Source organism: Citrobacter sp. 50677481 (genome assembly GCF_001463265.1).
In the GTDB taxonomy this organism is placed as follows: Bacteria; Pseudomonadota; Gammaproteobacteria; order Enterobacterales; family Enterobacteriaceae; genus Citrobacter_A; species Citrobacter_A sedlakii.
The window spans coordinates 1-25,775 of sequence record NZ_LNHZ01000039.1 but is presented as its reverse complement, the minus strand read 5'-3'; the positions used below and the strand labels follow the sequence as shown (position 1 = coordinate 25,775).

Annotated in this window: 24 protein-coding genes; 8 read left to right on the top strand and 16 right to left on the bottom strand. The window is 54.1% G+C overall.

Going from position 1 to position 25,775, the window contains the following annotated elements:
* Positions 1 to 5: 5 nt before the first annotated feature.
* The 12 genes from atpD to asnC form a co-directional block, all read right to left on the bottom strand.
* Complete coding sequence (gene atpD / locus APU02_RS09850; RefSeq protein WP_042287321.1) at positions 6 to 1,388, bottom strand: F0F1 ATP synthase subunit beta; 1,383 nt, start codon at positions 1,386 to 1,388, stop codon at positions 6 to 8.
* A gap of 26 nt (positions 1,389 to 1,414) precedes the next feature.
* Entirely contained in the window at positions 1,415 to 2,278 is an 864-nt protein-coding gene (atpG, locus tag APU02_RS09845) for a F0F1 ATP synthase subunit gamma (RefSeq protein WP_042287324.1), read from the bottom strand.
* Between the two features lie 50 nt (positions 2,279 to 2,328).
* A complete protein-coding gene (atpA, locus tag APU02_RS09840) occupies positions 2,329 to 3,870 on the bottom strand; it encodes a F0F1 ATP synthase subunit alpha (RefSeq protein WP_042287327.1) in 1,542 nt (513 codons plus the stop codon).
* 12 nt (positions 3,871 to 3,882) lie between these two features.
* Entirely contained in the window at positions 3,883 to 4,416 is a 534-nt protein-coding gene (gene atpH / locus APU02_RS09835; protein WP_060569954.1) for a F0F1 ATP synthase subunit delta, read from the bottom strand.
* A 14-nt stretch (positions 4,417 to 4,430) separates the two neighbouring features.
* Positions 4,431 to 4,901 carry a F0F1 ATP synthase subunit B gene (gene atpF, locus APU02_RS09830; RefSeq protein ID WP_003023796.1) on the bottom strand — a complete coding sequence of 157 codons (471 nt, stop codon included), beginning with the start codon at positions 4,899 to 4,901 and terminating at the stop codon, positions 4,431 to 4,433.
* A gap of 59 nt (positions 4,902 to 4,960) precedes the next feature.
* Positions 4,961 to 5,200 (bottom strand): F0F1 ATP synthase subunit C, encoded by a 240-nt coding sequence (gene atpE, locus APU02_RS09825; protein ID WP_000429386.1) that lies wholly within the window; start codon positions 5,198 to 5,200, stop codon positions 4,961 to 4,963.
* A gap of 46 nt (positions 5,201 to 5,246) precedes the next feature.
* A complete protein-coding gene (gene atpB / locus APU02_RS09820) occupies positions 5,247 to 6,062 on the bottom strand; it encodes a F0F1 ATP synthase subunit A (protein ID WP_042287334.1) in 816 nt (271 codons plus the stop codon).
* Between the two features lie 8 nt (positions 6,063 to 6,070).
* Complete coding sequence (gene atpI, locus APU02_RS09815; RefSeq protein ID WP_042287337.1) at positions 6,071 to 6,451, bottom strand: F0F1 ATP synthase subunit I; 381 nt, start codon at positions 6,449 to 6,451, stop codon at positions 6,071 to 6,073.
* A gap of 616 nt (positions 6,452 to 7,067) precedes the next feature.
* Positions 7,068 to 7,691: a 16S rRNA (guanine(527)-N(7))-methyltransferase RsmG gene (gene rsmG, locus APU02_RS09810; RefSeq protein WP_042287339.1), complete on the bottom strand. Its 624-nt coding sequence runs from the start codon at positions 7,689 to 7,691 to the stop codon at positions 7,068 to 7,070.
* A 106-nt stretch (positions 7,692 to 7,797) separates the two neighbouring features.
* Positions 7,798 to 9,687, bottom strand: coding sequence for a tRNA uridine-5-carboxymethylaminomethyl(34) synthesis enzyme MnmG (mnmG, locus tag APU02_RS09805; protein ID WP_060569953.1), 1,890 nt, complete (start codon positions 9,685 to 9,687; stop codon positions 7,798 to 7,800).
* A gap of 378 nt (positions 9,688 to 10,065) precedes the next feature.
* Entirely contained in the window at positions 10,066 to 10,509 is a 444-nt protein-coding gene (mioC, locus tag APU02_RS09800) for an FMN-binding protein MioC (RefSeq protein WP_042287345.1), read from the bottom strand.
* Positions 10,510 to 10,599: 90 nt separating this feature from the next.
* The gene (gene asnC, locus APU02_RS09795; RefSeq protein WP_000433016.1) at positions 10,600 to 11,058 is read right to left on the bottom strand and encodes a transcriptional regulator AsnC; all 459 of its coding nucleotides are present in this window, start codon (positions 11,056 to 11,058) and stop codon (positions 10,600 to 10,602) included.
* A 151-nt stretch (positions 11,059 to 11,209) separates the two neighbouring features.
* Here asnC and asnA point away from each other — a divergent pair, with 151 nt between their 5' ends.
* On the top strand, positions 11,210 to 12,202 hold the full coding sequence (gene asnA / locus APU02_RS09790) for an aspartate--ammonia ligase (protein WP_060569952.1): 993 nt from the start codon (positions 11,210 to 11,212) through the stop codon (positions 12,200 to 12,202).
* A gap of 4 nt (positions 12,203 to 12,206) precedes the next feature.
* Here the strand turns inward: asnA and viaA are convergent, their stop codons facing one another.
* Together viaA and ravA are read right to left on the bottom strand one after the other, a co-directional pair.
* Positions 12,207 to 13,658 (bottom strand): ATPase RavA stimulator ViaA, encoded by a 1,452-nt coding sequence (gene viaA, locus APU02_RS09785; RefSeq protein WP_060569951.1) that lies wholly within the window; start codon positions 13,656 to 13,658, stop codon positions 12,207 to 12,209.
* Positions 13,652 to 15,148: an ATPase RavA gene (ravA, locus tag APU02_RS09780; protein ID WP_060569950.1), complete on the bottom strand. Its 1,497-nt coding sequence runs from the start codon at positions 15,146 to 15,148 to the stop codon at positions 13,652 to 13,654. The genes viaA and ravA overlap by 7 nt, the downstream gene beginning before the upstream one ends.
* Positions 15,149 to 15,369: 221 nt before the next feature.
* Here ravA and kup point away from each other — a divergent pair, with 221 nt between their 5' ends.
* From kup to rbsR, 7 genes are all read left to right on the top strand, one after another.
* Complete coding sequence (gene kup, locus APU02_RS09775; RefSeq protein ID WP_042287358.1) at positions 15,370 to 17,238, top strand: low affinity potassium transporter Kup; 1,869 nt, start codon at positions 15,370 to 15,372, stop codon at positions 17,236 to 17,238.
* Between the two features lie 196 nt (positions 17,239 to 17,434).
* Positions 17,435 to 17,854, top strand: a complete 420-nt coding sequence (gene rbsD / locus APU02_RS09770) for a D-ribose pyranase (protein WP_042287361.1) — start codon at positions 17,435 to 17,437, stop codon at positions 17,852 to 17,854.
* A 7-nt stretch (positions 17,855 to 17,861) separates the two neighbouring features.
* A complete protein-coding gene (gene rbsA / locus APU02_RS09765; protein ID WP_042287363.1) occupies positions 17,862 to 19,367 on the top strand; it encodes a ribose ABC transporter ATP-binding protein RbsA in 1,506 nt (501 codons plus the stop codon).
* Positions 19,368 to 19,372: 5 nt separating this feature from the next.
* Complete coding sequence (gene rbsC, locus APU02_RS09760) at positions 19,373 to 20,338, top strand: ribose ABC transporter permease (RefSeq protein ID WP_042287366.1); 966 nt, start codon at positions 19,373 to 19,375, stop codon at positions 20,336 to 20,338.
* A 24-nt stretch (positions 20,339 to 20,362) separates the two neighbouring features.
* Entirely contained in the window at positions 20,363 to 21,253 is an 891-nt protein-coding gene (gene rbsB, locus APU02_RS09755; protein ID WP_042287369.1) for a ribose ABC transporter substrate-binding protein RbsB, read from the top strand.
* A 112-nt stretch (positions 21,254 to 21,365) separates the two neighbouring features.
* On the top strand, positions 21,366 to 22,295 hold the full coding sequence (gene rbsK, locus APU02_RS09750) for a ribokinase (RefSeq protein WP_060570011.1): 930 nt from the start codon (positions 21,366 to 21,368) through the stop codon (positions 22,293 to 22,295).
* A 3-nt stretch (positions 22,296 to 22,298) separates the two neighbouring features.
* Positions 22,299 to 23,297 (top strand): ribose operon transcriptional repressor RbsR, encoded by a 999-nt coding sequence (gene rbsR / locus APU02_RS09745; protein ID WP_082636810.1) that lies wholly within the window; start codon positions 22,299 to 22,301, stop codon positions 23,295 to 23,297.
* Here rbsR and mdtD read toward each other — a convergent pair.
* Both mdtD and APU02_RS09735 read right to left on the bottom strand, forming a co-directional pair.
* Positions 23,263 to 24,690: a multidrug transporter subunit MdtD gene (mdtD, locus tag APU02_RS09740; protein ID WP_060569949.1), complete on the bottom strand. Its 1,428-nt coding sequence runs from the start codon at positions 24,688 to 24,690 to the stop codon at positions 23,263 to 23,265. The two genes, rbsR and mdtD, sit on opposite strands and share 35 nt — an antisense overlap.
* 11 nt (positions 24,691 to 24,701) lie before the next feature.
* Complete coding sequence (locus APU02_RS09735) at positions 24,702 to 25,406, bottom strand: FadR/GntR family transcriptional regulator (protein WP_060569948.1); 705 nt, start codon at positions 25,404 to 25,406, stop codon at positions 24,702 to 24,704.
* Between the last annotated feature and the right edge of the window lie 369 nt (positions 25,407 to 25,775).

The following is a 25,775-nucleotide window of genomic DNA, read 5'->3' as shown; positions in this document are numbered from 1 at the left end:
AGGCGTTAAAGTTTTTTGGCTTTTTCCACGGCTTCGTCGATGGAACCGACCATGTAGAACGCCTGCTCCGGCAGGTGATCGTATTCGCCTTCCATGATGCCTTTAAAGCCACGGATGGTGTCTTTCAGAGAAACGTATTTACCCGGAGAACCGGTGAATACTTCCGCCACGAAGAACGGCTGGGACAGGAAGCGCTGGATCTTACGTGCGCGAGCTACCACCAGTTTATCTTCTTCAGACAGTTCATCCATACCCAGGATGGCGATGATGTCTTTCAGTTCCTGGTAACGTTGCAGGATAGACTGGACGCCGCGCGCGGTGTCGTAGTGCTCCTGACCAACCACCAGCGGGTCCAGCTGACGGCTGGTGGAGTCCAGCGGGTCAACGGCCGGGTAGATACCCAGAGACGCGATCTGACGGCTCAGTACCACGGTTGCATCTAAGTGCGCAAAGGTGGTGGCTGGTGACGGGTCAGTCAAGTCATCCGCCGGTACGTATACCGCCTGAACGGAGGTGATAGAACCGGTTTTGGTTGAGGTGATACGTTCCTGCAGAACACCCATCTCTTCCGCCAGAGTCGGCTGATAACCTACCGCTGAAGGCATACGACCCAGCAGTGCGGATACTTCCGTACCGGCCAGGGTGTAACGATAGATGTTATCGACGAACAGCAGAACGTCACGACCTTCGTCACGGAACTTCTCAGCCATGGTCAGACCGGTCAGTGCGACGCGCAGACGGTTTCCCGGCGGCTCGTTCATCTGGCCGTACACCAGGGATACTTTGTCGATAACGTTGGAGTCGGTCATTTCGTGGTAGAAGTCGTTACCCTCACGAGTACGTTCACCCACGCCCGCAAACACAGAGTAACCGGAGTGCTCGATCGCGATGTTACGGATCAGCTCCATCATGTTTACGGTTTTACCTACGCCCGCACCACCGAACAGACCGACTTTACCGCCCTTCGCGAACGGACACATCAGGTCGATAACTTTGATGCCGGTTTCCAGCAGTTCCTGAGAGTTAGACAACTCTTCATAGGACGGCGCGGCACGGTGGATAGCCCAACGCTCTTCTTCACCGATATCGCCTTTCATGTCTACTGGTTCGCCCAGTACGTTCATGATACGACCCAGCGTTGCTTTACCTACCGGGACTTCGATCGGGTGCTCAAGGTCTTTTACTTCCAGACCACGACGCAGACCGTCGGAAGAACCCATGGCGATGGTACGTACAATACCGCCACCGAGCTGCTGCTGAACTTCCAGCACCAGACGCTCATTACCATTCTGTACCTCAAGGGCGTCGTACACGCGCGGTACGGCATCCTGAGGGAACTCGACGTCAACTACGGCGCCGATTACCTGGACAATTTTTCCAGTAGCCATCTTGAATCCTCTACGAAATAACCTGGTTAAACCGCGGCGGCCCCCGAGACGATCTCGGTGAGTTCCTGAGTAATGCTGGCCTGACGAGCTTTGTTGTATACCAACTGCAGCTCTTTAATCAGGCTGCCGCCATTGTCGGTCGCGGCTTTCATCGCCACCATACGGGCGGCCTGCTCGCTGGCCAGGTTTTCTACCACGCCCTGATAAACCTGAGATTCCACATAACGACGCAGGAGGGTATCCAGCAGCGCTTTCGGGTCTGGTTCGTACAGGTAATCCCAGGCTTTACGTTTCAGTTCATCATCTTCTGAAGCCGGTAACGGCAGCATCTGAGTGATGGTTGGAACCTGAGACATGGTGTTAATAAATTTGTTGCTGACAATGTACAGCTTGTCCAGACGGCCTTCGTCGTAGGCCTGCAACATCACTTTAACCGGGCCGATCAGTTCGGACAGGGAAGGGTTATCCCCCATGCCCGTTACCTGGGCGACAACGTTGCCGCCAACGGAGTTAAAGAAAGACACGCCTTTTGAGCCGATCATTGCGAGGTCGCACTGAACGCCTTTATCGGACCATGCTTTCATATCCGCCAGCAGTTTTTTGAACAGGTTAATGTTCAAGCCGCCGCACAGACCACGGTCGGTCGACACCACCAGGTAGCCCACGCGCTTAACGTCGCGTTCTTCCAGATAGGGGTGCTTATATTCCAGATTACCGTTCGCAAGGTGACCAATCACTTTGCGCATGGTATCTGCATAAGGACGGCTGGCCGCCATGCGATCCTGCGATTTACGCATTTTGGAAGCGGCGACCATTTCCATCGCTTTAGTGATCTTTTGCGTGTTCTGGACGCTTGCGATCTTACTACGTATCTCTTTTGCGCCGGCCATGAGCTTCTCCTCAATGCCTTGCGGCCCGCCTTAAGGCAGGCCGCCAGACGTTACCAGGATTGGGTTGCTTTGAAGGAATCGAGGATGCCTTTCAGCTTGCCTTCGATTTCGTCGTTATAGCCACCGGACTGGTTGATCTCTTGCATCAACGGAGCGTGATCACGGTCGACGTAAGCCAGCAGAGCGGCTTCGAAGCTACCGATTTTCGCCAGTTCTACATCCGCCAGATAACCACGTTCTGCCGCGAACAGAACCAGAGACTGCTGCGCAACGGACATCGGCGCATACTGTTTCTGTTTCAGCAGTTCGGTCACTTTCTGACCGTGGTCAAGCTGTTTACGGGTTGCATCGTCAAGGTCAGAGGCGAACTGGGAGAATGCTGCCAGTTCACGGTACTGCGCCAGCGCGGTACGAATACCACCGGACAGTTTCTTCATGATCTTGGTCTGCGCTGCGCCACCTACACGGGATACGGAGATACCGGGGTTAACCGCAGGACGAATACCGGCGTTAAACAGGTTGGTTTCCAGGAAGATCTGACCATCGGTAATGGAGATTACGTTGGTCGGAACGAACGCGGAAACGTCACCTGCCTGCGTTTCGATAATCGGCAGTGCGGTCAGAGAACCGGTTTTCCCTTTCACTTCACCTTTGGTGAAGGCTTCAACGTATTCGGCGTTAACACGCGCAGCACGTTCCAGCAGACGGGAGTGGAGGTAGAATACGTCGCCCGGGAATGCTTCACGTCCAGGCGGACGACGGAGCAGCAGGGAGATCTGACGATAAGCAACAGCCTGTTTGGACAGGTCATCATAGATGATCAGCGCATCTTCGCCGCGGTCGCGGAAGTATTCGCCCATTGCGCAACCGGCATACGGCGCCAGGTATTGCAGTGCGGCAGATTCAGACGCGGTCGCGACCACCACGATGGTGTTGGACAGCGCGCCGTGTTCTTCCAGTTTGCGCACCACGTTAGAGATGGTGGAGGCTTTCTGGCCGATAGCGACGTAAACACACTTGATGCCGGAATCACGCTGGTTGATGATGGCGTCGATTGCCAGCGCGGTTTTACCGGTCTGACGGTCGCCGATGATCAATTCACGCTGACCACGACCGATTGGGATCATGGCGTCAACGGATTTATAACCGGTCTGTACCGGCTGATCGACGGACTGACGTTCGATTACGCCCGGCGCGATAGCTTCAACTGCAGAGAAGCCGTCGTGCTCAACCGGACCTTTACCGTCGATTGGCGCACCCAGGGTGTTAACCACACGGCCCAGCAGGCCACGGCCTACCGGAACTTCCAGGATACGACCCGTACATTTCACCTTCATGCCTTCGGCGAGGTCAGCGTACGGACCCATCACCACCGCACCCACGGAGTCGCGCTCCAGGTTTAATGCGATAGCGTAACGGTTACCCGGCAGGGAGATCATTTCACCCTGCATACAATCGGCCAGGCCGTGAATACGGATAACACCGTCACTTACAGAAACAATAGTACCTTCGTTGTGAGCTTCACTCACAACATTGAACTGAGCAATGCGCTGCTTGATCAGTTCGCTGATTTCGGTGGAATTCAGTTGCATGCTCCAGTCCCCTTAAGACTGCAAGACGTCTGCAAGGCGCTCAAGACGGCCGCGTACGCTGCCATCTATGACCATATCACCCGAGCGGATGATTACGCCTGCCATTACAGACTTATCGATTTTGCAATTCAGCTTAACTTTGCGTGACAGACGTTTTTCCATCGCAGCGCTAATCTTCGCAAGCTGTTCTTCACTCAGTGCGGTCGCGGACGTGACTTCTACCTCAGAGATAGACTCACTCGCGGCGCGCAGGTGAATGAACTGCTCAAGAACATCCGGGAGCGCGTTCAGACGGTTATTCTCAGCCATGACCCGAATCAGGTTCTGACCGTTTTCGTCCAGTTGCTCACCGCATACTGCGATAAACGACTCAGCGAGCGTTTCCGGCGCCAGCGCGCCAGAGAGAAGCTCAGCCATTTGTTCGTTTTTCGTTACCTCGGCGGCAAACGCCAGCATGTCCTGCCAGCGCTCTACACTTTGGTGTTCGACGGCAAAGTCAAAAGCTGCTTTGGCGTAGGGGCGAGCTACCGTAACAAATTCAGACATCAGCCCCTCCCTCCTTACAGTTCAGCGACAAGTTTATCCACGATGTCGCTGTTAGCAGCTTCATCCACGGAACGTTCGATGATCTTCTCGGCGCCAGCAACAGCCAGGATAGCAACTTGCTTACGCAGCTCTTCACGGGCACGTTTACGCTCGGCTTCAATTTCCGCCTGCGCCTGGGCCACGATTTTAGTACGTTCCTGCTCTGCTTCCGTTTTGGCTTCGTCCAGGATCTGAGCGCGGCGTTTGTTCGCCTGCTCGATGATTACCTGAGCTTCCGCCTTCGCTTTTTTCAGCTGGTCGGTCGCGCTGGCCTTTGCAAGGTCAAGATCCTTATGTGCTCGTTCTGCAGAAGCAAGGCCGTCAGCAATTTCTTTTTGACGCTTCTCGATGGCAGCCATTAACGGCGGCCATACGTACTTCATGCAGAACAGAACGAACAGGACAAACGCGATGGCCTGGCCGAGGATTGTTGCGTTAAGATTCACAGCACAATGCCTCTATCTAGTTAACGTTCTGATATTGCTCTTAATTCAAGCAACGCTTACTACGCGACAGCGAACATCACGTACAGACCCAGACCTACAGCGATCATCGGGATAGCATCCACCAGACCCATAACGATAAAGAACTGAGTACGCAGCAGAGGAATCAGATCAGGTTGACGCGCTGCGCCTTCCAGGAATTTACCCCCGAGGATGCCGATACCGATCGCAGCACCGATTGCCGCCAGACCCATCATCACAGCGGCAGCCATGTACAGCAGATCCATATTCAGGTTTTCCATGACAGTCTCCAGTTTGTTTCAGTTAAAACGTAGTAGTGTTGGTAAATTAATGCTCTTCAGACGCCATCGACAGATAGACGATCGTCAGAACCATGAAGATGAAGGCTTGCAGCGTAATAATCAGGATGTGGAAAATGGCCCACGGCACATTCAGGATCCACTGTGACCACCACGGCAACAGACCAGCAATCAGAATGAAAATCAGCTCACCGGCATACATGTTGCCGAACAGTCGCAGACCGAGAGAAACCGGTTTGGACAGCAGACTTACCCCTTCAAGGATTAAGTTGACAGGGATGAACGCCCAGTGATTGAACGGCTGCAGCGTCAACTCTTTCGTGAAGCCGCCGATGCCTTTCATTTTGATGCTGTAGAACAGAATGAGGATAAATACGCCGAGCGCCATAGACAGGGTGATGTTCACGTCAGCAGACGGGACCACACGCAGTGCCGGCAGACCGAGCCAGTGCTCCGCGATGTACGGCAGCAGGTCGATAGGCAGTAAGTCCATCAGGTTCATCAGGAATACCCAGACGAAGATCGTCAGGGCCAGCGGCGCAATCAGCTTGCTTTTGCCATGGTACATGTCTTTCACGCTACCATGCACAAAGCCGATCACCAGCTCAATCGCGGTCTGAAACTTGCCTGGTACGCCGCTGGTTGCCTTCTTGGCCACGCTACGGAACATAAGCAGGAACAACAGACCCAGCACCACCGAGAAAAACATGGAGTCAATATTGAGCGTCCAGAAGGTGGCTGGGGGGTTATGCGGATCCACCAGCGAGAATGTACGCAGGTCCAGCTGAAGGTTGTTCAGGTGGTGTCCTATGTAATCCTGCGGCGTCATATTTTCTGAAGCCATGATGCCTTTTACCCTTTGTTGTTAATTACAGCCGGCGCCAGTATCTGAACCACCAGCACCAAAACCCACGTAACGATCAGCGGCAAAAAAACCGCCTTCAAAACCGCCAGCGCCACCACCAGCAATATCAACATCGCTAACACCTTGAAGGCTTCACCGAAGGCGAACGTCCAGGCCACTCGGCCCTTAGCAGGTGTATGCGCCTGGTGACGCCAGGCAAATATCATAAACAACACGTTAGGCAGAAAGACTGCCATACCTCCGCAAAATGCGGAAGTGCCCCAGAAGGGGTCTTTGAGGCTGAACAGCAATCCACTTGCCACTACCGCCAGAAACTGAATGAACAGAAGCTTACGAGCAACGTTTCGACTCAAGAGCGACACAGACATCACGTTTTTAACTCCTGCTCCCTACGAGGTATGCCGCGTGTCGTATAAAACGTTCTTTAAGGCTTAGAGTCAAGCATCAAAAAGCGGACAAATTATACGGTGCGCCCTCGTGATTTCAAACAATAAGTAGCTAAAAGGTGAATAAATGTTTAAATATTTTTCGACAGGCCACATTTATTACTTTTTGCCAAACTGTGAACGTTCAAGCAAAACTGCAAATGCCGCGTAAACACTGGCGATAAAGCGTGCTTCAGATCACATATTGAGCATATTCGCCCCGACGCCATATATTTACTTGGCAAATGATGCCATTTCAACTTTCTGATATTTAAGCCTAAATTTACTCACTGTTTTAAAAACGGCAGCTTACACCTCGAAAACCTACCATTGACATTTTTAATAAAAACTTAACATGCCATTTTAATTGGTAGCCTCGATTTTTAGCAGGCTGATATTTTCCATGTTGACTAATTTTGTCTTTACCAAAAAAAGCCACGTTACCCAAGTGCTAACAGTCAGTGAAGATGGCGTTAAGCATACTCCGTTTTCGCGCTCCAAATGACGCCGCCTGTTAACACGCAACAGGGCCATTTTTCTTTAATTTTTTTGATAAAAATTAAATTTTATTTGGCTTAATCACCACCAGATGACGCTCGCCTTCCAGCTGCGGCACCGCCAGTTTGACAATGGAATCAACCTGGAACGGCGCTGGCAACGCGGCGATTTCATCCTCTGGCAAGAGCCCCTTCAACGCATAGAAACGGCCATTCTCGCCAGGCAAATGGCGACACCAGCTCACCATGTCATTGAGTGAGGCGAACGCGCGACTGATCACCCCGTCAAACGGCGGTTCAGCGGGGAAATCTTCAACGCGGCTCTGGACCGGGGTGATATTTTTGAGCGCAAGCTCATGCTGTACCTGGCGCAGGAAACGAACCCGCTTCCCCAGGCTGTCGAGCAGGGTGAAATGCGATTCAGGACGGACGATGGACAACGGAATACCCGGCAGCCCAGGGCCTGTCCCCACATCGATAAAACGCTCGCCCTGCAAATGCGGCGCAACCACAATGCTGTCGAGAATATGACGGACCAGCATCTCGTTAGGATCGCGCACAGAGGTCAGGTTGTAGGCTTTGTTCCATTTATGCAGCATGTCGACATACGCAATCAGCTGATTTTTCTGGTGATCGGTAAGCGAAATGCCAGCGTCAGCCAGCAGGCGAGAGAGTTTATTGAGCACGGTGATTACCTGTTGAGATGCTTACGTGGCGGGTGGCACCTGGCTAACCCGCCCTACGGGCTTGTAGGCCCGGTAAGCGTAGCACCACCGGGCGTTTTTCAAAACGTTATGCGCTGCGGCGCAGCATTCCCTGTTTTTTCAGCCATACCAACAGGATGGAGATCGCCGCCGGCGTCACGCCAGAAATGCGCGAAGCCTGACCGATAGAGACCGGTTTGTGATCGTTAAGCTTGGCGATCACTTCGTTCGACAGCCCGGAGACCTGACGGTAATCCAGCGTCGCAGGCAGCAGCGTGTTCTCGTTGCGCAGTTGTTTTTCGATCTCATCCTGCTGACGGGCGATATACCCTTCATATTTCACCTGAATTTCAACCTGCTCAGCGGCCTGAACATCGTCAAGCGCAGGCGCAAACGGCGTCAGCGCGGTAAGCTGTTGGTAGGTCATTTCCGGGCGGCGCAGCAGGTCTTCACCACTGGCTTCACGGGAGAGCGGCGCGGTCAGGTGAGCGTTGACTTCGTCCGCGGTTTCCGCTGTCGGCGTTACCCAGGTGGATTTCAGGCGCTGGCGTTCACGCTCAATATTTTCCAGCTTCTCGTTAAAACGCGCCCAGCGTTCATCATCCACCAGCCCCAGCTCACGGCCCATTTCGGTCAGGCGCAGGTCGGCGTTGTCTTCACGCAGCATCAGGCGGTATTCCGCACGAGAAGTAAACATGCGGTACGGCTCTTTGGTACCCAGCGTACACAGATCGTCCACCAGCACGCCGAGGTAGGCCTGTGAACGCGCAGGCGCCCAGCCCTCTTTGTCAGCAGACAGACGAGCCGCGTTAAGACCTGCAAGCAAACCTTGCGCAGCCGCTTCTTCGTAGCCGGTGGTACCGTTGATTTGGCCCGCAAAAAACAGCCCCTGGATGAATTTACTTTCCAGCGTCGGCTTCAGGTCACGCGGATCGAAGAAGTCATATTCAATGGCGTAACCCGGACGGACGATTTTGGCATTTTCCATGCCCTGCATTGAGCGAACAATTTGCATCTGCACGTCGAACGGCAGGCTGGTGGAGATGCCGTTCGGGTAAATCTCGTTGGAGGTCAGTCCTTCAGGTTCGAGGAAGATCTGATGCTGGTTACGATCGGCGAAGCGCATAACCTTGTCTTCGATCGACGGGCAGTAACGCGGGCCGATCCCTTCGATCACGCCAGCGTACATTGGGCTACGATCGAGGTTATTACGGATCACATCATGGGTTTTCTCGTTGGTGTGGGTGATGTAGCACGGCACCTGCTGCGGATGTTGCGCCGCATTGCCCATAAACGAGAAGACTGGCATCGGGTTGTCGCCATGCTGCTGCGCCAGCACGCTGAAATCAATGGTGCGCGCATCAATACGTGGCGGTGTGCCGGTTTTGAGACGGCTCACGCGCAGCGGCAGTTCCCGCAGGCGGCGGGAAAGGGGGATAGACGGCGGATCGCCCGCACGGCCACCGCTGTAGTTATCCAGACCAATATGTATTTTGCCGTCAAGGAACGTTCCGACGGTGAGAACGACCGCTTTCGCACGGAATTTAAGCCCCATTTGGGTTACTGCGCCAACCACACGATCGTTTTCGACAATCAGATCTTCAACCGCTTGCTGGAAGATCATCAGGTTCGGTTGGTTCTCCAGCGCCGTTCGCACCGCCTGGCGATACAGCACGCGATCCGCCTGGGCGCGCGTGGCGCGAACCGCGGGCCCTTTGCTGGCGTTTAGTATCCTAAACTGAATACCCGCCTGGTCGATCGCTTTTGCCATCAACCCCCCGAGCGCATCCACTTCTTTTACCAGGTGTCCCTTTCCAATACCGCCAATCGCCGGGTTGCAGCTCATCTGCCCCAGCGTGTCGATATTGTGTGTCAAAAGCAGGGTTTGTTGACCCATACGCGCTGCGGCCATCGCGGCCTCAGTGCCTGCATGACCCCCGCCAATGATAATGACGTCAAAAGGATCCGGATAAAACATGGTAATTGCCTCGCATAACGCGGTATGAAAATGGATTGAAGCCCGGGCGGTGGATTCTACTCAACTTTAGCCGATGGAGAAAGTCCCGGGATCCTGGGTATTAAAAAGAAGATCTTTTTATTTAGAGATCTGTTCTATTGTGATCTCTTATTAGGATCGCGCCAGGCTGTGGATAAGCCGGATCCCGCCAGTAAGATCAATGACCTGGTAAGGATCATTAGCTGTGAATGATCGGTGATCCTGGTCCGTATAAGCTGGGATCAGAATGAAGGGTTATGCACAACTCAAAAACTGAACAACGGTTATTCTTTGGATAACTACCGGTTGATCCAAGCTTCCTGACAGAGTTATCCACACTCGATCGCTCGATCTTTACACTTATTTGAGTAAATTAATCCACGATCCCAGCCAGGCTTCCGCTGGATCTTCCGGTATGTCGTGATCGAGAATGTTGATCTTCAGCGTTTCGCCAAGCTGTTTTGCTCCTGCGCCCTTCATTTCTGTTTCTATCTTTTCGATTGCGCCACAGAAAGTGTCATATTCGCGGCTACCGATGCCCACTGCGCCAAAACGAACCTGTGAGAGATCGGGGGTCTGCGCCTGAAGATCGTCATAGAAAGGCACCAGGTTGTCCGGAATGTCCCCTGCGCCATGTGTGGAACTGATTATCAGCCAGATCCCGGAGAGCGAGAGATCCTCTAACAGCGGGCCGTGCAGGGTTTCGGTTGAAAAACCGGCGTCTTCCAGCTTTTCTGCAAGGTGTTCCGCTACGTATTCCGCACCGCCAAGGGTGCTGCCGCTGATAAGGGTAATATCTGCCATGGATCGCTCGCTCATCTAAAGAGGCGGGTATTGTACGCTGTGAGCGAGCTGGGATCTACCTGTGGAAAAATGTGGGATTAAAAAAGCCGTTCATGGCTTGATGGTGCGCATAATCGGGTTCTGCAAGACGATCAGCGTTTCGGTGGACTGAATTTCATCAATTGTTTGGATCTTGTTGATAAGTACATGCTGGAGCGCGTCGATCGATTTGCACATGACCTTTATAAAGATGCTGTAGTGCCCGGTGGTGTAATACGCTTCAGTGACCTCATCAAGACTTTCCAGCCTGGCCAGCGCAGAGGGATAGTCTTTCGCGCTTTTAAGGATAATGCCGATGAAACAGCCAACGTCATAACCCAACTGCTTAGGACTGACATCGATGCGTGCGCCGGTGATGATCCCTGCCTGCTTCATCTTTTCTACACGCACGTGAATGGTCCCGGGACTTACGCCAAACTGTTTTGCCAGTTCGGCGTAGGCGGTGCGGGCGTTTTCCATTAAAGCGTCGAGGATGCCGCGGTCCAGATTGTCGATCTGATAATTTTCCATAGGTTTTTCTTATGTTGATTAATGATTCACTCTATTTTAGATCCGATTTTTATCGAATTAAAATCGGCAACGGCTTTTTGTTTGTGGATTATTGAATAATGACCGCATTCTGTTGCTTAATCAGAGGCAACAGGACGCAGGAGTAAATACAATGAAAACCGCTTATATCGCCAAACAACGTCAAATTAGCTTCGTGAAATCGCACTTCTCTCGCCAGTTGGAAGAGCGTCTGGGTCTGATTGAAGTCCAGGCGCCGATTCTCAGCCGGGTTGGTGATGGCACGCAGGATAACTTGTCAGGCTGTGAAAAAGCGGTACAGGTTAAAGTGAAGGCGTTGCCTGAAGCCCAGTTTGAAGTGGTGCATTCACTGGCCAAGTGGAAACGTCAGACACTGGGACAACACGACTTCAGCGCGGGCGAAGGGCTGTACACGCACATGAAAGCGCTGCGCCCGGATGAAGACCGACTTTCCCCGCTTCACTCGGTCTATGTCGATCAGTGGGACTGGGAGCGCGTCATGGGTGACGGCGAGCGTCAATTCTCCACCCTGAAAAGCACGGTAGAGGCGATCTGGGCAGGGATTAAGACGACCGAAGCCGCCGTAAGCAAAGAGTTTGGTCTGGCGCCGTTCCTGCCGGATCAGATCCAGTTTATTCACAGCCAGGAATTGCTGGCGCGTTACCCGGATCTCGATGCCAAAGGCCGCGAGCGGGCGATCGCCAAAGAACTGGGCGCAGTATTTCTGGTCGGCATTGGCGGGAAACTGAGCGACGGTCATCGTCACGACGTTCGCGCCCCGGATTACGACGACTGGAGTTCCGATTCCGATCTGGGCTATGCCGGTCTGAACGGCGATATTCTGGTGTGGAACCCGGTTCTTGAAGACGCTTTTGAGCTGTCTTCAATGGGGATCCGCGTTGATGCCGACGCGCTGAAACGCCAACTTAAACTGACCGGCGATGAAGATCGTCTGAGCCTGGAGTGGCACCAGGCGCTGTTGCGCGGTGAAATGCCGCAAACTATCGGCGGTGGTATCGGCCAGTCCCGTCTGACCATGTTGTTACTGCAACTGCCGCACATTGGCCAGGTTCAGTGCGGCGTGTGGCCAGCGCAGGTGCGTGAAAGCGTCTCGTCTCTGCTGTAATTCTCTAGCGCCGCCAGCGTCTCAGCAGGCGGCTTCGCATCCCGGTGTCAAAGCGCCAGATATGATCGAAAATACGCATGATGCCGGGTTTGCCATGCGCGGACATCGCTACCGCATGAAACCGATGTTGATGAACGCGCTGGAGTTCCCCTACCTGACTTATCACGTCATCCGGCAGGCGCTGGGCAATAAAGTCCGAAATCACCACCGCGTCGGCATCAGACCACTCCCGTCCATCCATCCGTTCAATGATGGCGCGAAAACAGCTGGCGATATCCGTACCGCCGCGAAAGCGCTGGCTTAAAAAGCGAATCGCCTGTTCGATACCTTCCGGCCCGGAAAGCTCATAACGCACCACTTCAGTGGAAAACAACATAATAACGCAGCGACGGTTATCGGCGAGGGCGATGCGCATCAACGCCAGGCAAAACGCCTTTGCGCACTGTTCGTTAAAGCCGCCCATGGAACCAGACGTGTCCACACAGACGATAAACGGCCCGCGCGGCTGCTCGTCGACAGCCTGGTGAACCACCGGCCGCTCGGTGACTTTTTCACGCCAGGCCTCGCCCTGCAGACGGTAAGTGAGCAGTTGCTTTTCCAGGAGCCGCCGATAAAACTCATATTCCAGCTCTGTAATGCCGAGCGTCGCCAGTTCCGGTGGCAGCAGACGCAGAATGTCATCACTCTGTTGAATGCCATCAACCTGCTCAGGCACCGTCGCGGGTTCGCGCACCAGCGTGCGGAAAGTCTCCATTGGCGCGTCCTTACGCGGGAAGGATTTCGCCTCTCTGGAGCGCCCTAACTGTTCCGCCAGCCGCTGAAGCTCTGGCTGATCGGCCAGGAAGTCGCCGTATTTGACGATCAATTGATAATCGCCGCGCCTGAGCTGTCCGGCGCTCATGTCCCACAGGCGACCTGCCGCGGTATCGTTTTCCGCCAGCACGGGATCCAACTGGCCGCTGAGGGTCATTCTTTCCTGAACCTCACTGAGTAATTGCTCGCGTTCTTCCTCCAGCAACTGCTGGTTTAACGTGGTGGCTTGCACGACCAGGCTTAAGCGCCAGCGCTGGAGAAAAAGCGTATGCAGGGCAGGGGTAAACACCGCATTGTTGTCCACCAGCTGCTGCGCCTGCGCGGCCCAGGGAGAATGTAATCGGTGCAGCAGCGCGAGAATGCGTGGAAGCTGCACGACGAACTGAGCGCTGGAGAGAAGCTGGCTCTGCTGGTAGCACATCACCTCCTCCGTGAGCGCTGGCGGCACCCTCGTATCTTTTAGCCGACTACGTAACGCTTCACGCCAGCGCGGGAGATCGTTCGTTATCGCTGTTTTCAGGCGAGGAAATTTTTCAAAGAACACAGCCAACTGCGGCGAGGCCAGTAGCGCGAGGATCATCTCTTCGATCATCCCCTCTTCGCTGACGGCTAACATCACATTCAGCGTATCCAGCGTCAGCATTGTTGCGCCTGACGGATCTGCTCACCAACGTCCTGCAGGCTGGCTTCAATGCGTCCCAGCCAGTCGCTATGAATGAACAGGCATTTTTGCTGCTCGCTAAAGCGGGTATGTTGCAGATGCCAGTCGTTAGCCAGTTCTTCCAGCTGTTGTTTGATTTCGCCGGGCATGGCTTCTTCAGAGGAGCCGGGGAGCGCCAGACGTGTGCCCTGTAAGCTGACATCGCGCACAACCAGATGCTGAGCGCTATCCACCTCCATGTTCAGCGTCTGGGCAAATCCAATCCCGTTGAGTTTACCGCGGATCTCTCCACCTTTCGCCAGCCACTGCTCCAGCGCGCTACGTTCAAAAGCGATGTGGATCACTTCCATATCGTGCAGCTTCAGCGGCTGTTGTAGCAGCAGCGTCAGGGATGAGGCGGTGATGTCAGGCGGCAAGTCGTAATGTGGACGGCGGCTGAACATGCCGCCCTGGCGAATGACGGTAAAAGCGGTTTTATCGCTTTGTTGCTGTTGAAGCTGAATGCGCCGCTGGACGATACCGGCAAGGCGTGTCAGCATTGCCTGCTGCTGCCAGGCGTGCCCGGTCATCAATATTTCGAGCTGTTGTTGCATCAAATTCAGGCTCTGGGCGTCGTACCACAGACAATCTTTCAGCAGAATAAGATCGATTGGCGCCACCGCGTCGCGTCCGCTGAAGAAGGCGCTGGCCTGCAACAGGCGTATGGCTTTCTTCCAGCGTCGGTCAGAAACATAGGGCGCGTTGGGGACATTTTCCAGCTGCTGGCGCAGGGTAAAAACCAGCTCAAATACATGATCGGGCAGCAAAACCGCGCCAATCTCCTTTTGCCACTGATGATACTCATCATCGCTAATCTGGAGCGACGCGGCGACGGGGTTTTCATTTTCGTCCTGCTGGCTGGTCAGCATGGCGCGGAAGTTGGTTTTGTCCTGGACTTTATCCAGCCACAGGCGGATCAGCATTCGGTCATACAGTGCTTCAAGACTGCTGTCCGCCTCCGGCAGTTCGTTGGACGCCGCCACCAGCAGGCGCATCGGAATTTTTTCTTCATGCGCGCCGTTACGAAAATGGCGTTCATTGATGGCGGTTAACAGCGTGTTCAGAATGGCCGGACCCGCTTTCCAGATCTCATCAAGAAAAACGATTTCAGCTTCGGGCAGATACCCGGCGGTTAAGCGTTCGTAGCGGCCTTCATCTTTTAGCGCCTGAATGGAAAGAGGTCCAAAAACCTCTTCCGGCGTGGAAAAACGGGTCATCAGATATTCGAACGCGCGCGCATTCTGGAACGCGAATTTCAGCCGGCGCGCGATCAGGCTTTTAGCTATTCCTGGCGGGCCGAGCAGGAAAACGCTCTCGCCGCTCAGGGCCGCCAGCAGACAAAGTCGAATGGCGTGGCTGCGCTCAAACAATCCTTTTTCCAGCGCACTGCTCAGACGTGAAATTCTTTCTGCTAAGAGATGTGGGTGAGCCATAATAGAGTGGCGTCCTTCTGTAAAAAGTACTGCGTTAACAGCGAGTATAGACGTTTCGCTCCGTGGGCTGAACGGGTCCGGGAGGTGGATTTATTTTTTTTGAGCCAGGTTAATCTGGACTCATTTAGGGGTACGATTTTGCGATTAATCGTGCATACTGTGCGCTTTTTTGTGGGCCAAGGGACCAGGTACACATTTCTTTTATAACGAAAGACTAGTCTATGAGCACTGATAAAAAGCAATCATTGTCTGCGATTACGCTCGCGGCCATTGGGGTTGTCTACGGTGATATTGGTACCAGCCCACTTTATACACTTCGTGAATGTTTGTCCGGTCAGTTTGGTTTTGGCGTTGAACGCGATGCCGTGTTTGGCTTCCTGTCGCTAATTTTCTGGCTGCTGATCTTTGTTGTTTCCATTAAGTATCTGACCTTCGTCATGCGCGCGGATAACGCCGGTGAAGGGGGGATCCTGACGCTGATGTCGCTCGCCGGGCGGAATACCTCTGCGCGAACGACCTCCCTGTTGGTGATCATGGGGCTGATCGGCGGCAGCTTTTTCTATGGCGAGGTCGTGATCACTCCAGCCATCTCGGTGATGTCGGCCATTGAAGGTCTGGAAATTGTCGCGCCGCAGTTAGATACCTGGATTGTACCGCTGTCGATTGTCGTCCTGACGCTGCTGTTTATGATTCAGAAGCACGGTACCGGGATGGTAGGCAAATTGTTCGCGCCGATTATGCTGACCTGGTTCCTGGTTCTGGCGGTGCTGGGCGTGCGCAGTATTATCGGTAATCCGGAAGTCCTGCACGCATTAAACCCGATGTGGGCGGTACATTTCTTCCTTGAATATAAAACCGTCTCTTTTATTGCGCTGGGCGCGGTAGTGCTGTCGATCACCGGTGTGGAAGCGCTGTATGCTGATATGGGGCACTTTGGTAAGTTTCCGATTCGCCTGGCGTGGTTTTCGGTGGTGCTGCCTTCGCTGGTACTGAACTACTTTGGTCAGGGGGCGTTGTTGTTGAAGCAACCGGAAGCGATCAAAAACCCGTTCTTCCTGCTGGCGCCTGACTGGGCGCTGATCCCGCTGCTGATCCTTGCCGCGCTGGCGACCGTTATCGCCTCGCAGGCGGTCATTTCCGGCGTTTTCTCGCTCACTCGCCAGGCGGTTCGTCTGGGATATCTGTCACCGATGCGCATTATTCACACATCCGAAATGGAGTCCGGGCAGATCTACATTCCGTTTGTGAACTGGATGCTCTATATCGCGGTGGTGATCGTTATTGTCAGCTTCGAGCATTCCAGCAACCTGGCGGCGGCATACGGTATTGCCGTTACCGGTACGATGGTACTGACATCTATTCTGTCCACCACCGTGGCGCGTAAAAACTGGCACTGGAATAAGTACTTTGTGGCGCTGATTCTGGTGGCGTTCCTGTGCATCGATATTCCGTTGTTTTCCGCCAACCTCGATAAACTTCTGTCCGGCGGCTGGCTGCCGCTTTCTCTGGGGCTGGTGATGTTCACTATCATGACCACCTGGAAAAGCGAACGCTTCCGTCTGCTGCGCCGTATGCATGAGCACGGAAACTCGCTGGAAGCGATGATCGCTTCGCTGGAAAAATCGCCGCCGGTGCGTGTGCCGGGGACGGCGGTGTATATGTCCCGTGCGCTGAATGTGATCCCCTTTGCGTTAATGCATAACCTGAAGCATAACAAGGTGCTGCACGAACGGGTGATCCTGCTGACGTTGCGAACCGAAGATGCGCCGTATGTACATAACGTCCGCCGCGTACAGATTGAGCAGCTGTCGCCGACCTTCTGGCGCGTGGTGGCCAGCTACGGCTGGCGCGAAACGCCAAATGTTGAGGAAGTGTTCCACCGTTGCGGTCTGGAAGGGCTGAGCTGCCGGATGATGGAGACGTCGTTCTTTATGTCGCACGAGTCGTTAATTATCGGCAAGCGCCCCTGGTACTTGCGCCTGCGGGGCAAGCTGTATCTTATTTTGCAACGTAACGCCCTGCGCGCGCCTGACCAGTTTGAGATCCCGCCTAACCGCGTCATTGAGTTAGGCACCCAGGTCGAGATTTAAGTTTGCTTGAAATGTCGGGTGGCGCTTCGCTTACCCGGCATACTCCCCGCTTTATCTTCCCGCCCATATGACGTTCTGTTTCACGTAGCGAAACGTTTCGACGCCGATCACAAATCTGTTACGTCATGATGGTTTTCTGAACACCGTTAAGATAAAACTGATGTCAGCGAAACGTTTCGCTAGTGGAGCAAGAAAAATGAAGAAAGGCGCAGTACTTAACTCTGAGATTTCATCGGTGATTTCCCGTCTGGGACATACCGATACGCTGGTAGTGTGTGACGCAGGTTTACCCATCCCAAACAGTACAACGCGTATCGATATGGCATTAACCCAGGGTGTACCTTCGTTCATGCAGGTACTGGAGGTTGTCACCCGTGAGATGCAGGTTGAGTCGGCCATTCTCGCGACGGAAATAAAACAACATAATCCGCAACTCCACGAAGCGTTGCTCAATTCTCTTGAGCAACTGCAGCAACACCAGGGAAACACTATTGAAATTCGTTACACCACGCATGAACACTTTAAACAACAAACCGCAGACAGTCAGGCGGTAATTCGCAGCGGGGAGTGTTCCCCGTATGCGAATATCATTCTCTGTGCCGGCGTCACTTTCTGAGGCCACCATGGACGCATTACTGCAACTCAAAGGGATCGATAAGTCGTTCCCGGGCGTGAAGGCGCTTTCCGGCGCCGCACTCAACGTCTACCCGGGCCGCGTGATGGCGCTGGTGGGCGAGAACGGTGCGGGCAAATCCACCATGATGAAAGTGCTGACCGGTATCTATACCCGCGATGCGGGGTCATTGGTATGGCTGGGGAAAGAGACCACTTTTAACGGACCGAAATCTTCGCAAGAAGCCGGGATCGGCATCATCCACCAGGAACTGAACCTGATCCCGCAGCTCACCATTGCGGAGAACATCTTTCTTGGTCGCGAATTTGTTAACCGTTTTGGCAAAATCGACTGGAAAAAAATGTATGCCGAAGCGGATCAACTGTTAGCGAAACTCAACCTGCGCTTTAAGAGCGATCGGCTGGTAGGGGAGCTGTCGATTGGCGATCAGCAGATGGTCGAGATCGCCAAAGTGCTGAGCTTTGAGTCCAGAGTCATCATCATGGATGAACCGACCGACGCTTTGACCGATACCGAAACCGAATCTCTTTTCCGCGTTATCCGCGAGCTGAAATCGCAGGGGCGCGGCATTGTCTATATCTCCCACCGCATGAAAGAGATTTTCGAGATCTGCGACGACGTCACCGTTTTCCGTGACGGGCAGTTTATTGCCGAACGGGAAGTGGCCTCGCTGACCGAAGATTCACTGATTGAAATGATGGTGGGGCGCAAGCTGGAAGATCAGTATCCGCGGCTGGATAAAGCGCCGGGCGACGTGCGTCTGAAAGTCGACAGCCTGTGCGGCCCCGGCGTGAACAATGTCTCGTTTACCTTACGCAAAGGGGAGATCCTCGGCGTGTCCGGATTGATGGGGGCAGGCCGCACCGAGCTGATGAAAGTGCTGTACGGGGCACTGCCGCGCACCAGCGGTAACGTGACGCTCGACGGGCACGAGGTGATCACCCGCGCGCCACAGGACGGACTGGCGAATGGCATTGTCTATATCTCCGAAGACCGCAAACGCGACGGCTTAGTGTTGGGGATGTCAGTGAAAGAGAACATGTCACTGACCGCGCTGCGCTATTTCAGCCGTGCCGGCGGCAGCCTGAAGCATAAAGATGAGCAACAGGCGGTGAGCGATTTTATCCGTCTCTTTAACGTCAAAACCCCGTCGATGGAGCAGGCGATTGGCCTGTTGTCCGGCGGGAATCAGCAGAAAGTGGCGATTGCCCGCGGGTTGATGACCCGGCCTAAGGTGTTGATTCTTGATGAGCCTACCCGCGGCGTCGACGTCGGCGCGAAGAAAGAAATTTATCAGCTGATCAACCAGTTTAAGGCCGATGGCCTGAGCATCATTCTGGTCTCCTCTGAGATGCCAGAAGTATTAGGCATGAGCGATCGCATTATCGTCATGCATGAAGGGCATCTCGGCGGTGAATTCACTCGCGAGCAGGCCACCCAGGAAGTTCTGATGGCTGCCGCTGTGGGCAAGCTTAATCGCGTGAATCAGGAGTAAAAAAAATGACTACCCAGGCTGTTTCTGGTCGCCGTTATTTCACCAAAGCGTGGTTGATGGAGCAGAAGTCGCTCATTGCGCTGTTGGTGCTGATCGCGATTGTATCGACCTTAAGCCCTAACTTTTTTACCGTTAATAACCTGTTCAACATTCTTCAGCAGACCTCCGTAAACGCCATTATGGCGGTCGGGATGACGCTGGTGATTTTGACGTCGGGTATCGATCTGTCCGTCGGTTCCCTGCTGGCACTCACCGGCGCCGTTGCCGCTTCCATTGTTGGACTGGAGGTGAACGCGCTGGTGGCCGTTGCCGCCGCGCTGGCATTAGGTGCCGCCGTGGGCGCGGTGACTGGCGTTATCGTGGCGAAAGGGCGAGTACAGGCGTTTATCGCCACGCTGGTAATGATGCTGCTGTTACGTGGCGTGACGATGGTTTACACCAACGGAAGCCCGGTGAATACCGGCTTTACCGAAAACGCCGATCTGTTTGGCTGGTTCGGTATTGGCCGTCCGCTGGGTGTTCCGACGCCGGTGTGGATCATGGGGATTGTCTTCCTGGCGGCGTGGTACATGCTGCACCATACCCGGCTGGGCCGCTATATTTACGCGCTGGGCGGTAACGAAGCGGCAACCCGCTTGTCCGGTATCAGCGTCAGTAAAATCAAAATTATCGTTTATTCGCTCTGCGGCCTGCTGGCGTCGCTGGCGGGCATCATTGAAGTGGCGCGTCTTTCCTCCGCGCAGCCTACAGCCGGGACGGGCTATGAACTCGACGCCATTGCGGCTGTTGTGCTTGGCGGGACCAGTCTGGCGGGAGGTAAAGGGCGCATTGTTGGGACCTTGATCGGCGCATTGATTCTTGGTTTCCTGAATAATGGTTTGAATTTGTTAGGTGTTTCCTCCTATTACCAGATGATCGTCAAAGCGGTGGTGATATTGCTGGCGGTACTGGTAGACAACAAAAAGCAGTAACAACGACTACAGGACATCTTAAATATGAACATGAAAAAACTGGCTACCCTGGTTTCAGCTGTTGCGCTAAGCGCCACCGTAAGCGCGAATGCAATGGCGAAAGATACCATTGCGCTGGTGGTCTCCACGCTGAACAACCCGTTCTTTGTTTCCCTGAAAGATGGGGCGCAGAAAGAAGCCGATAAATTGGGCTACAACCTGGTGGTGCTGGATTCCCAGAATAACCCGGCGAAAGAGCTGGCGAACGTTCAGGACTTAACCGTTCGTGGCACTAAAATCCTGCTGATTAACCCAACTGATTCCGACGCGGTAGGTAATGCCGTGAAGATGGCAAACCAGGCGAAGATCCCGGTCATCACCCTTGACCGCCAGGCGACGAAAGGCGATGTTGTCAGCCACATCGCGTCTGACAACGTGTTGGGCGGCAAAATCGCGGGCGACTACATTGCGAAGAAAGCTGGCGAAGGCGCGAAAGTCATTGAATTGCAGGGCATAGCCGGTACATCTGCGGCGCGTGAACGTGGCGAAGGTTTCCAGCAGGCGGTCGCCGCACACAAATTTAATGTACTGGCCAGCCAGCCAGCTGACTTCGACCGCACTAAAGGTCTGAACGTGATGCAGAACCTGCTGACCGCGCATCCGGACGTGCAGGCGGTATTCGCTCAGAATGACGAGATGGCGCTGGGCGCACTGCGTGCGCTGCAAACCGCCGGTAAATCTGATGTGATGGTCGTCGGATTTGACGGCACGCCAGATGGCGAGAAAGCGGTAAATGATGGCAAACTGGCTGCGACTATCGCTCAGTTACCTGACCAGATCGGCGCGAAAGGCGTAGAAACGGCAGACAAAGTACTGAAAGGCGAGAAAGTTCAGGCCAAATACCCGGTTGACCTGAAGCTGGTCATTAAGCAGTAGTAGGCGATTCAGACGACCTCGCGTCGTCTGAGGGACATCAAATAAAGAAAAGTAAAGTGTGGCATACGCCACCGGGTCACACCGGTGGCGCTCTCTGATGGACACCCCGAACATGAAAACCGCAGGCAAACTTGTCGTTCTCGGCAGCATTAATGCTGACCATATTCTTAATCTTGAGACATTTCCTGCACCTGGTGAGACGGTCACCGGAAATCACTATCAGGTCGCTTTTGGTGGTAAAGGCGCGAATCAGGCAGTGGCTGCGGGACGCAGCGGGGCAAACATTGCGTTTATTGCCTGTACCGGTGATGACGATATCGGAAGTAGCATTCGTCAGCAACTGGCGAGCGACAATATCAACGTCGACCCTGTCAGCGTAATTGACGGCGAACCCACAGGCGTAGCGCTGATTTTCGTCAACGGCGAAGGTGAAAACGTGATCGGTATTCATGCCGGGGCTAACGCGGCGCTGTCGCCTGCGCGGGTTGAGGCGCAGCGTGAGCGCATCGCTGAGGCTTCCGCATTGCTGATGCAACTGGAATCGCCGATCGACAGTGTACTGGCAGCCGCCAACATCGCGCATGAAAATCATACCACTGTCGTACTGAATCCTGCGCCAGCCCGCGTATTATCAGACGAACTGCTGGCGCTGGTGGATATCATCACTCCGAACGAAACTGAAGCGGAAAAGCTAACCGGTATCCGTGTCGAAAATGATGAAGATGCGGCAAAAGCCGCGCGGGTTCTGCATAAAAAAGGTATCGATACGGTGCTCATTACATTAGGCAGCCGCGGTGTCTGGGCCAGCGTGAAAGGTGAAGGTCAGCGCGTGCCGGGCTTTAAGGTAGAGGCTGTCGACACCATTGCCGCGGGCGATACCTTTAACGGCGCGCTAATTGCGGCGTTACTGGAAGACAAGGCGCTGTCTGATGCGATTCGTTTCGCGCACGCCGCCGCAGCGATTGCCGTTACCCGTAAAGGCGCTCAGCCTTCCGTACCGTGGCGTGAAGAAATTGAGGCGTTTTTAGGTCAGCAGAGGTAACGCTTGGCTACAATGAAGGATGTTGCCCGCCTGGCGGGCGTTTCCACTTCTACCGTTTCGCACGTCATTAATAAGGATCGCTTTGTCAGTGAAGCGATTACTGACAAAGTCGAAGCGGCGATCAAAACGTTGAATTACGCCCCTTCAGCCCTGGCGCGTAGCCTGAAGCTGAATCAAACGCGCACCATCGGTATGCTTATCACCGCGAGTACCAATCCCTTTTACTCTGAACTGGTGCGCGGCGTAGAACGCAGTTGCTTCGAGCGCGGCTACAGTCTGGTATTATGCAATACCGAAGGCGATGAGCAACGTATGAACCGCAATCTGGAAACGCTGATGCAAAAACGGGTAGATGGTTTACTGCTGCTTTGTACCGAAACGCACCAGCCGTCGCGCGAAATCATGCAGCGTTACCCGTCGATCCCCACCGTAATGATGGACTGGTCGCCCTTTGACGGCGAGGGCGACAGCGATCTCATTCAGGATAACTCATTGCTCGGCGGCGACTTAGCCACGCAGCATCTTATTGCTAAAGGCTTTACCCGTATCGCCTGTATCACCGGGCCTTTGGATAAAACGCCGGCCCGGCTGCGTGTTGAGGGGTATCGCGCCGCGATGCAGCGCGCGGGGCTTACCGTTCCTGCGGGCTATGAAATCATGGGCAATTTTGAGTTTGGCGGCGGGTTTGCGGCTATGCAGGAACTGCTCGCGCATCCGCAGCGACCCCAGGCCGTGTTTGCCGGGAATGATGCGATGGCTGTCGGCGCGTATCAGGCGTTGTATCAGGCTGGATTGCGGATCCCGCAGGATATGGCGGTGATTGGCTATGACGATATCGAACTGGCGCGCTACATGACGCCGCCGCTGACTACCATTCATCAGCCCAAAGATGAACTGGGTGAGCTGGCCATCGATGTGCTAATACATCGCATGGCGCAGCCCGATTTGCAGCAACAGCGTTTGCAGCTCACTCCTGTTCTGATGGAGCGGGGGTCGGTTTAGGCGCGTGACGGTCTTTGATCAGGTTGCGACCATCTTTCGCTTTCAGCAGCATGAACATCAGCGCAGACACGATCGTGATCGCGCCCATCGTAATAAAGGTGTAGTGGAACTGTTCAACCGTACTGGTTCCCTCTACGCCTTCATAAATGCGCAGCACGGCGGCGCTTATCGCCACACCTAAGCTAATCGAAAGTTGCTGCGTTACGGCCAGCACGCTGTTGCCGCTGCTGGCATTGTCATCGGTCAGGTCGGCAAGTGTGATGGTATTCATCGCTGTGAACTGCGTCGACATCGCCATGCCGAGCACAAACAGCGGCAGGATCACCATCCAGACTGGCATTGCGGGCGATTGCAACGAGAATTGCGCAATCATCAGGCCGATAAATACGGTTATCCCCACCAGCGTGGTGCGATAACCCAGACGGCGCAGCACCTGGGTCACCATTGATTTAGCCAGTATTGAGCCCAGCGCGGTGGGGGCCATCATGCAACCCGCGATTAACGCCGGAAAACCAAATCCCACCTGGAGCATCAGCGGCATCAAAAAAGGCACGCACCCGGTCCCCAGCCGTGTCGCAAGGTTGCCGGTAATTCCGACGGAAAAGGTCCGTGTCTTAAATAACGACAGAGAAATGAGCGGCGTGGGATGGCGGCGAGCGTGGCGTACATAAGCCAGCAACAGCACAATGCTGAGCAGGATAATGCTCAGCGCAATCCAGGTGGCGACTATCTTTTCGCCGAACAGCTCCATTCCGCTGGAAAAGAGCACCAGGCTGAGGCCAAACAGAAAGAAGCCAGTCATATCAAATTTGCGGCGCGGTGTGGTGAAATTCGGCATATATTTGCGCGCGTAAAGAATACCGGCGACGCCAATCGGAATGTTTATCAGGAAGATCCAATGCCAGCTGGCCCAGGTGACCAGTACGCCGCCCAGCACCGGACCCAGAATCGGTCCTACCAGCCCCGGCATGGTGACGAAGTTCAGAACGGGCAGCAGCTCGCTACGTGGATAGGCGCGCAACAGCGCCAGACGAGCAACCGGCATCATCATCGCCCCGCCAATACCCTGAACAACGCGAAAGATAACCAGTTCCGGAAGCGAGCTGGAAAGCGCGCAGGCAAGTGAACCGAGCGTAAACAGGCTCACCGCCAGCATAAACACACGACGGGTGCCGAAGCGGTCGGCCAGCCATCCGCTTACCGGTATCAGCATCGCCACCGTCAGGGTATAACTGATAATGGCGGACTGCATGGCCAGCGGTGAACGGTTGAGACTCTGCGCAATGGCAGGTAAAGCGGTGTTCAGAATGGTGGCGTCCAGCGCCTGCATAAAAAAGGCCATTGCCGCTATCCACGGCAATCCAGCCATACTGCGCGCTTTTTTTCTGATCATTCTGTATCCCGTTAGTTTCCCGGACGCTCGTTAGGCGCCATCAGTAAAGCCTGGCAGGCTTTAAACGCGCCGTCAGCGTCGCTTTGCGCAATGGCATCTACTATCGTCTGGTGCAAATCCAGTTTCACAACGGTGTTATAGGTAATGGCATTGAAATAGGTGTGATAGACAGAGTGAAACAGTGAGGCAAAAGAGGTGAGGAACGGGTTCGCGCTCATCTCATAAATATGCTCATGCCAGGCCATATCCACTTCAATCCAGCGCTCACGTTTAAAGTTCTTTTTTAGCGCGACCATTTCTTCCATTAAGGTGTTCAGATGCGCTTTTTGTTCTGCCGTACCCACCGTTGCCGCCAACGCGCAAGCCTGTGGCTCAAGGCTTATCCGCATCACCAGAAAATGATCGATCACCTGCTGGAAGTTTTCCTCTGTCATCCACCAGTTCAGTAACTCCTGGTCGAGAAAATTCCAGTTAGCCTGTGGCATGACCCGTGTTCCGATACGTGGGCGCGGTAATACCATACCTTTGGCGGTTAACGTTTTGACGGCTTCTCTTACTGCGGTGCGGCTAACACCAAACTGATCGCCCAGTTCAATTTCACCGGGAAGAATGTCGCCGGGTGCGTAATCCCCTTTTAAGATCCGCTGCGCCAGCTTTTCAGCCAGTACCCAGGAAATGTTTTTCTGTGCAGCCAATTGTTGTGCGCTTAAAGGCATGACTGATTGTCCTTTCTCTTTTTCTTATTCATTAGTATGCCATCAGGAAGTGTGATTGCGGCTGCAAAAACAGCAAATCGCTTATTTTATGGCACGTTAACGCCTGTTTTGGTGAAAAAAGGAACAGTTGCGAAATTATTTTAAATTTCCTCTTGTCAGCCCGAAATAACTCCCTATAATGCGCCACCACTGACACGGAACAACGGCACGCAAGCCGCCGGGTCAGCGGGGTTCAGACCAGAACCTCACGGAGAAAAGCAAAAATAAATGCTTGACTCTCAAGCGGGAAAGCGTATTATGCACACCCCGCGCCGCTGAGAAAAAGCGAAGCGGCACTGCTCTTTAACAATTTATCAGACAATCTGTGTG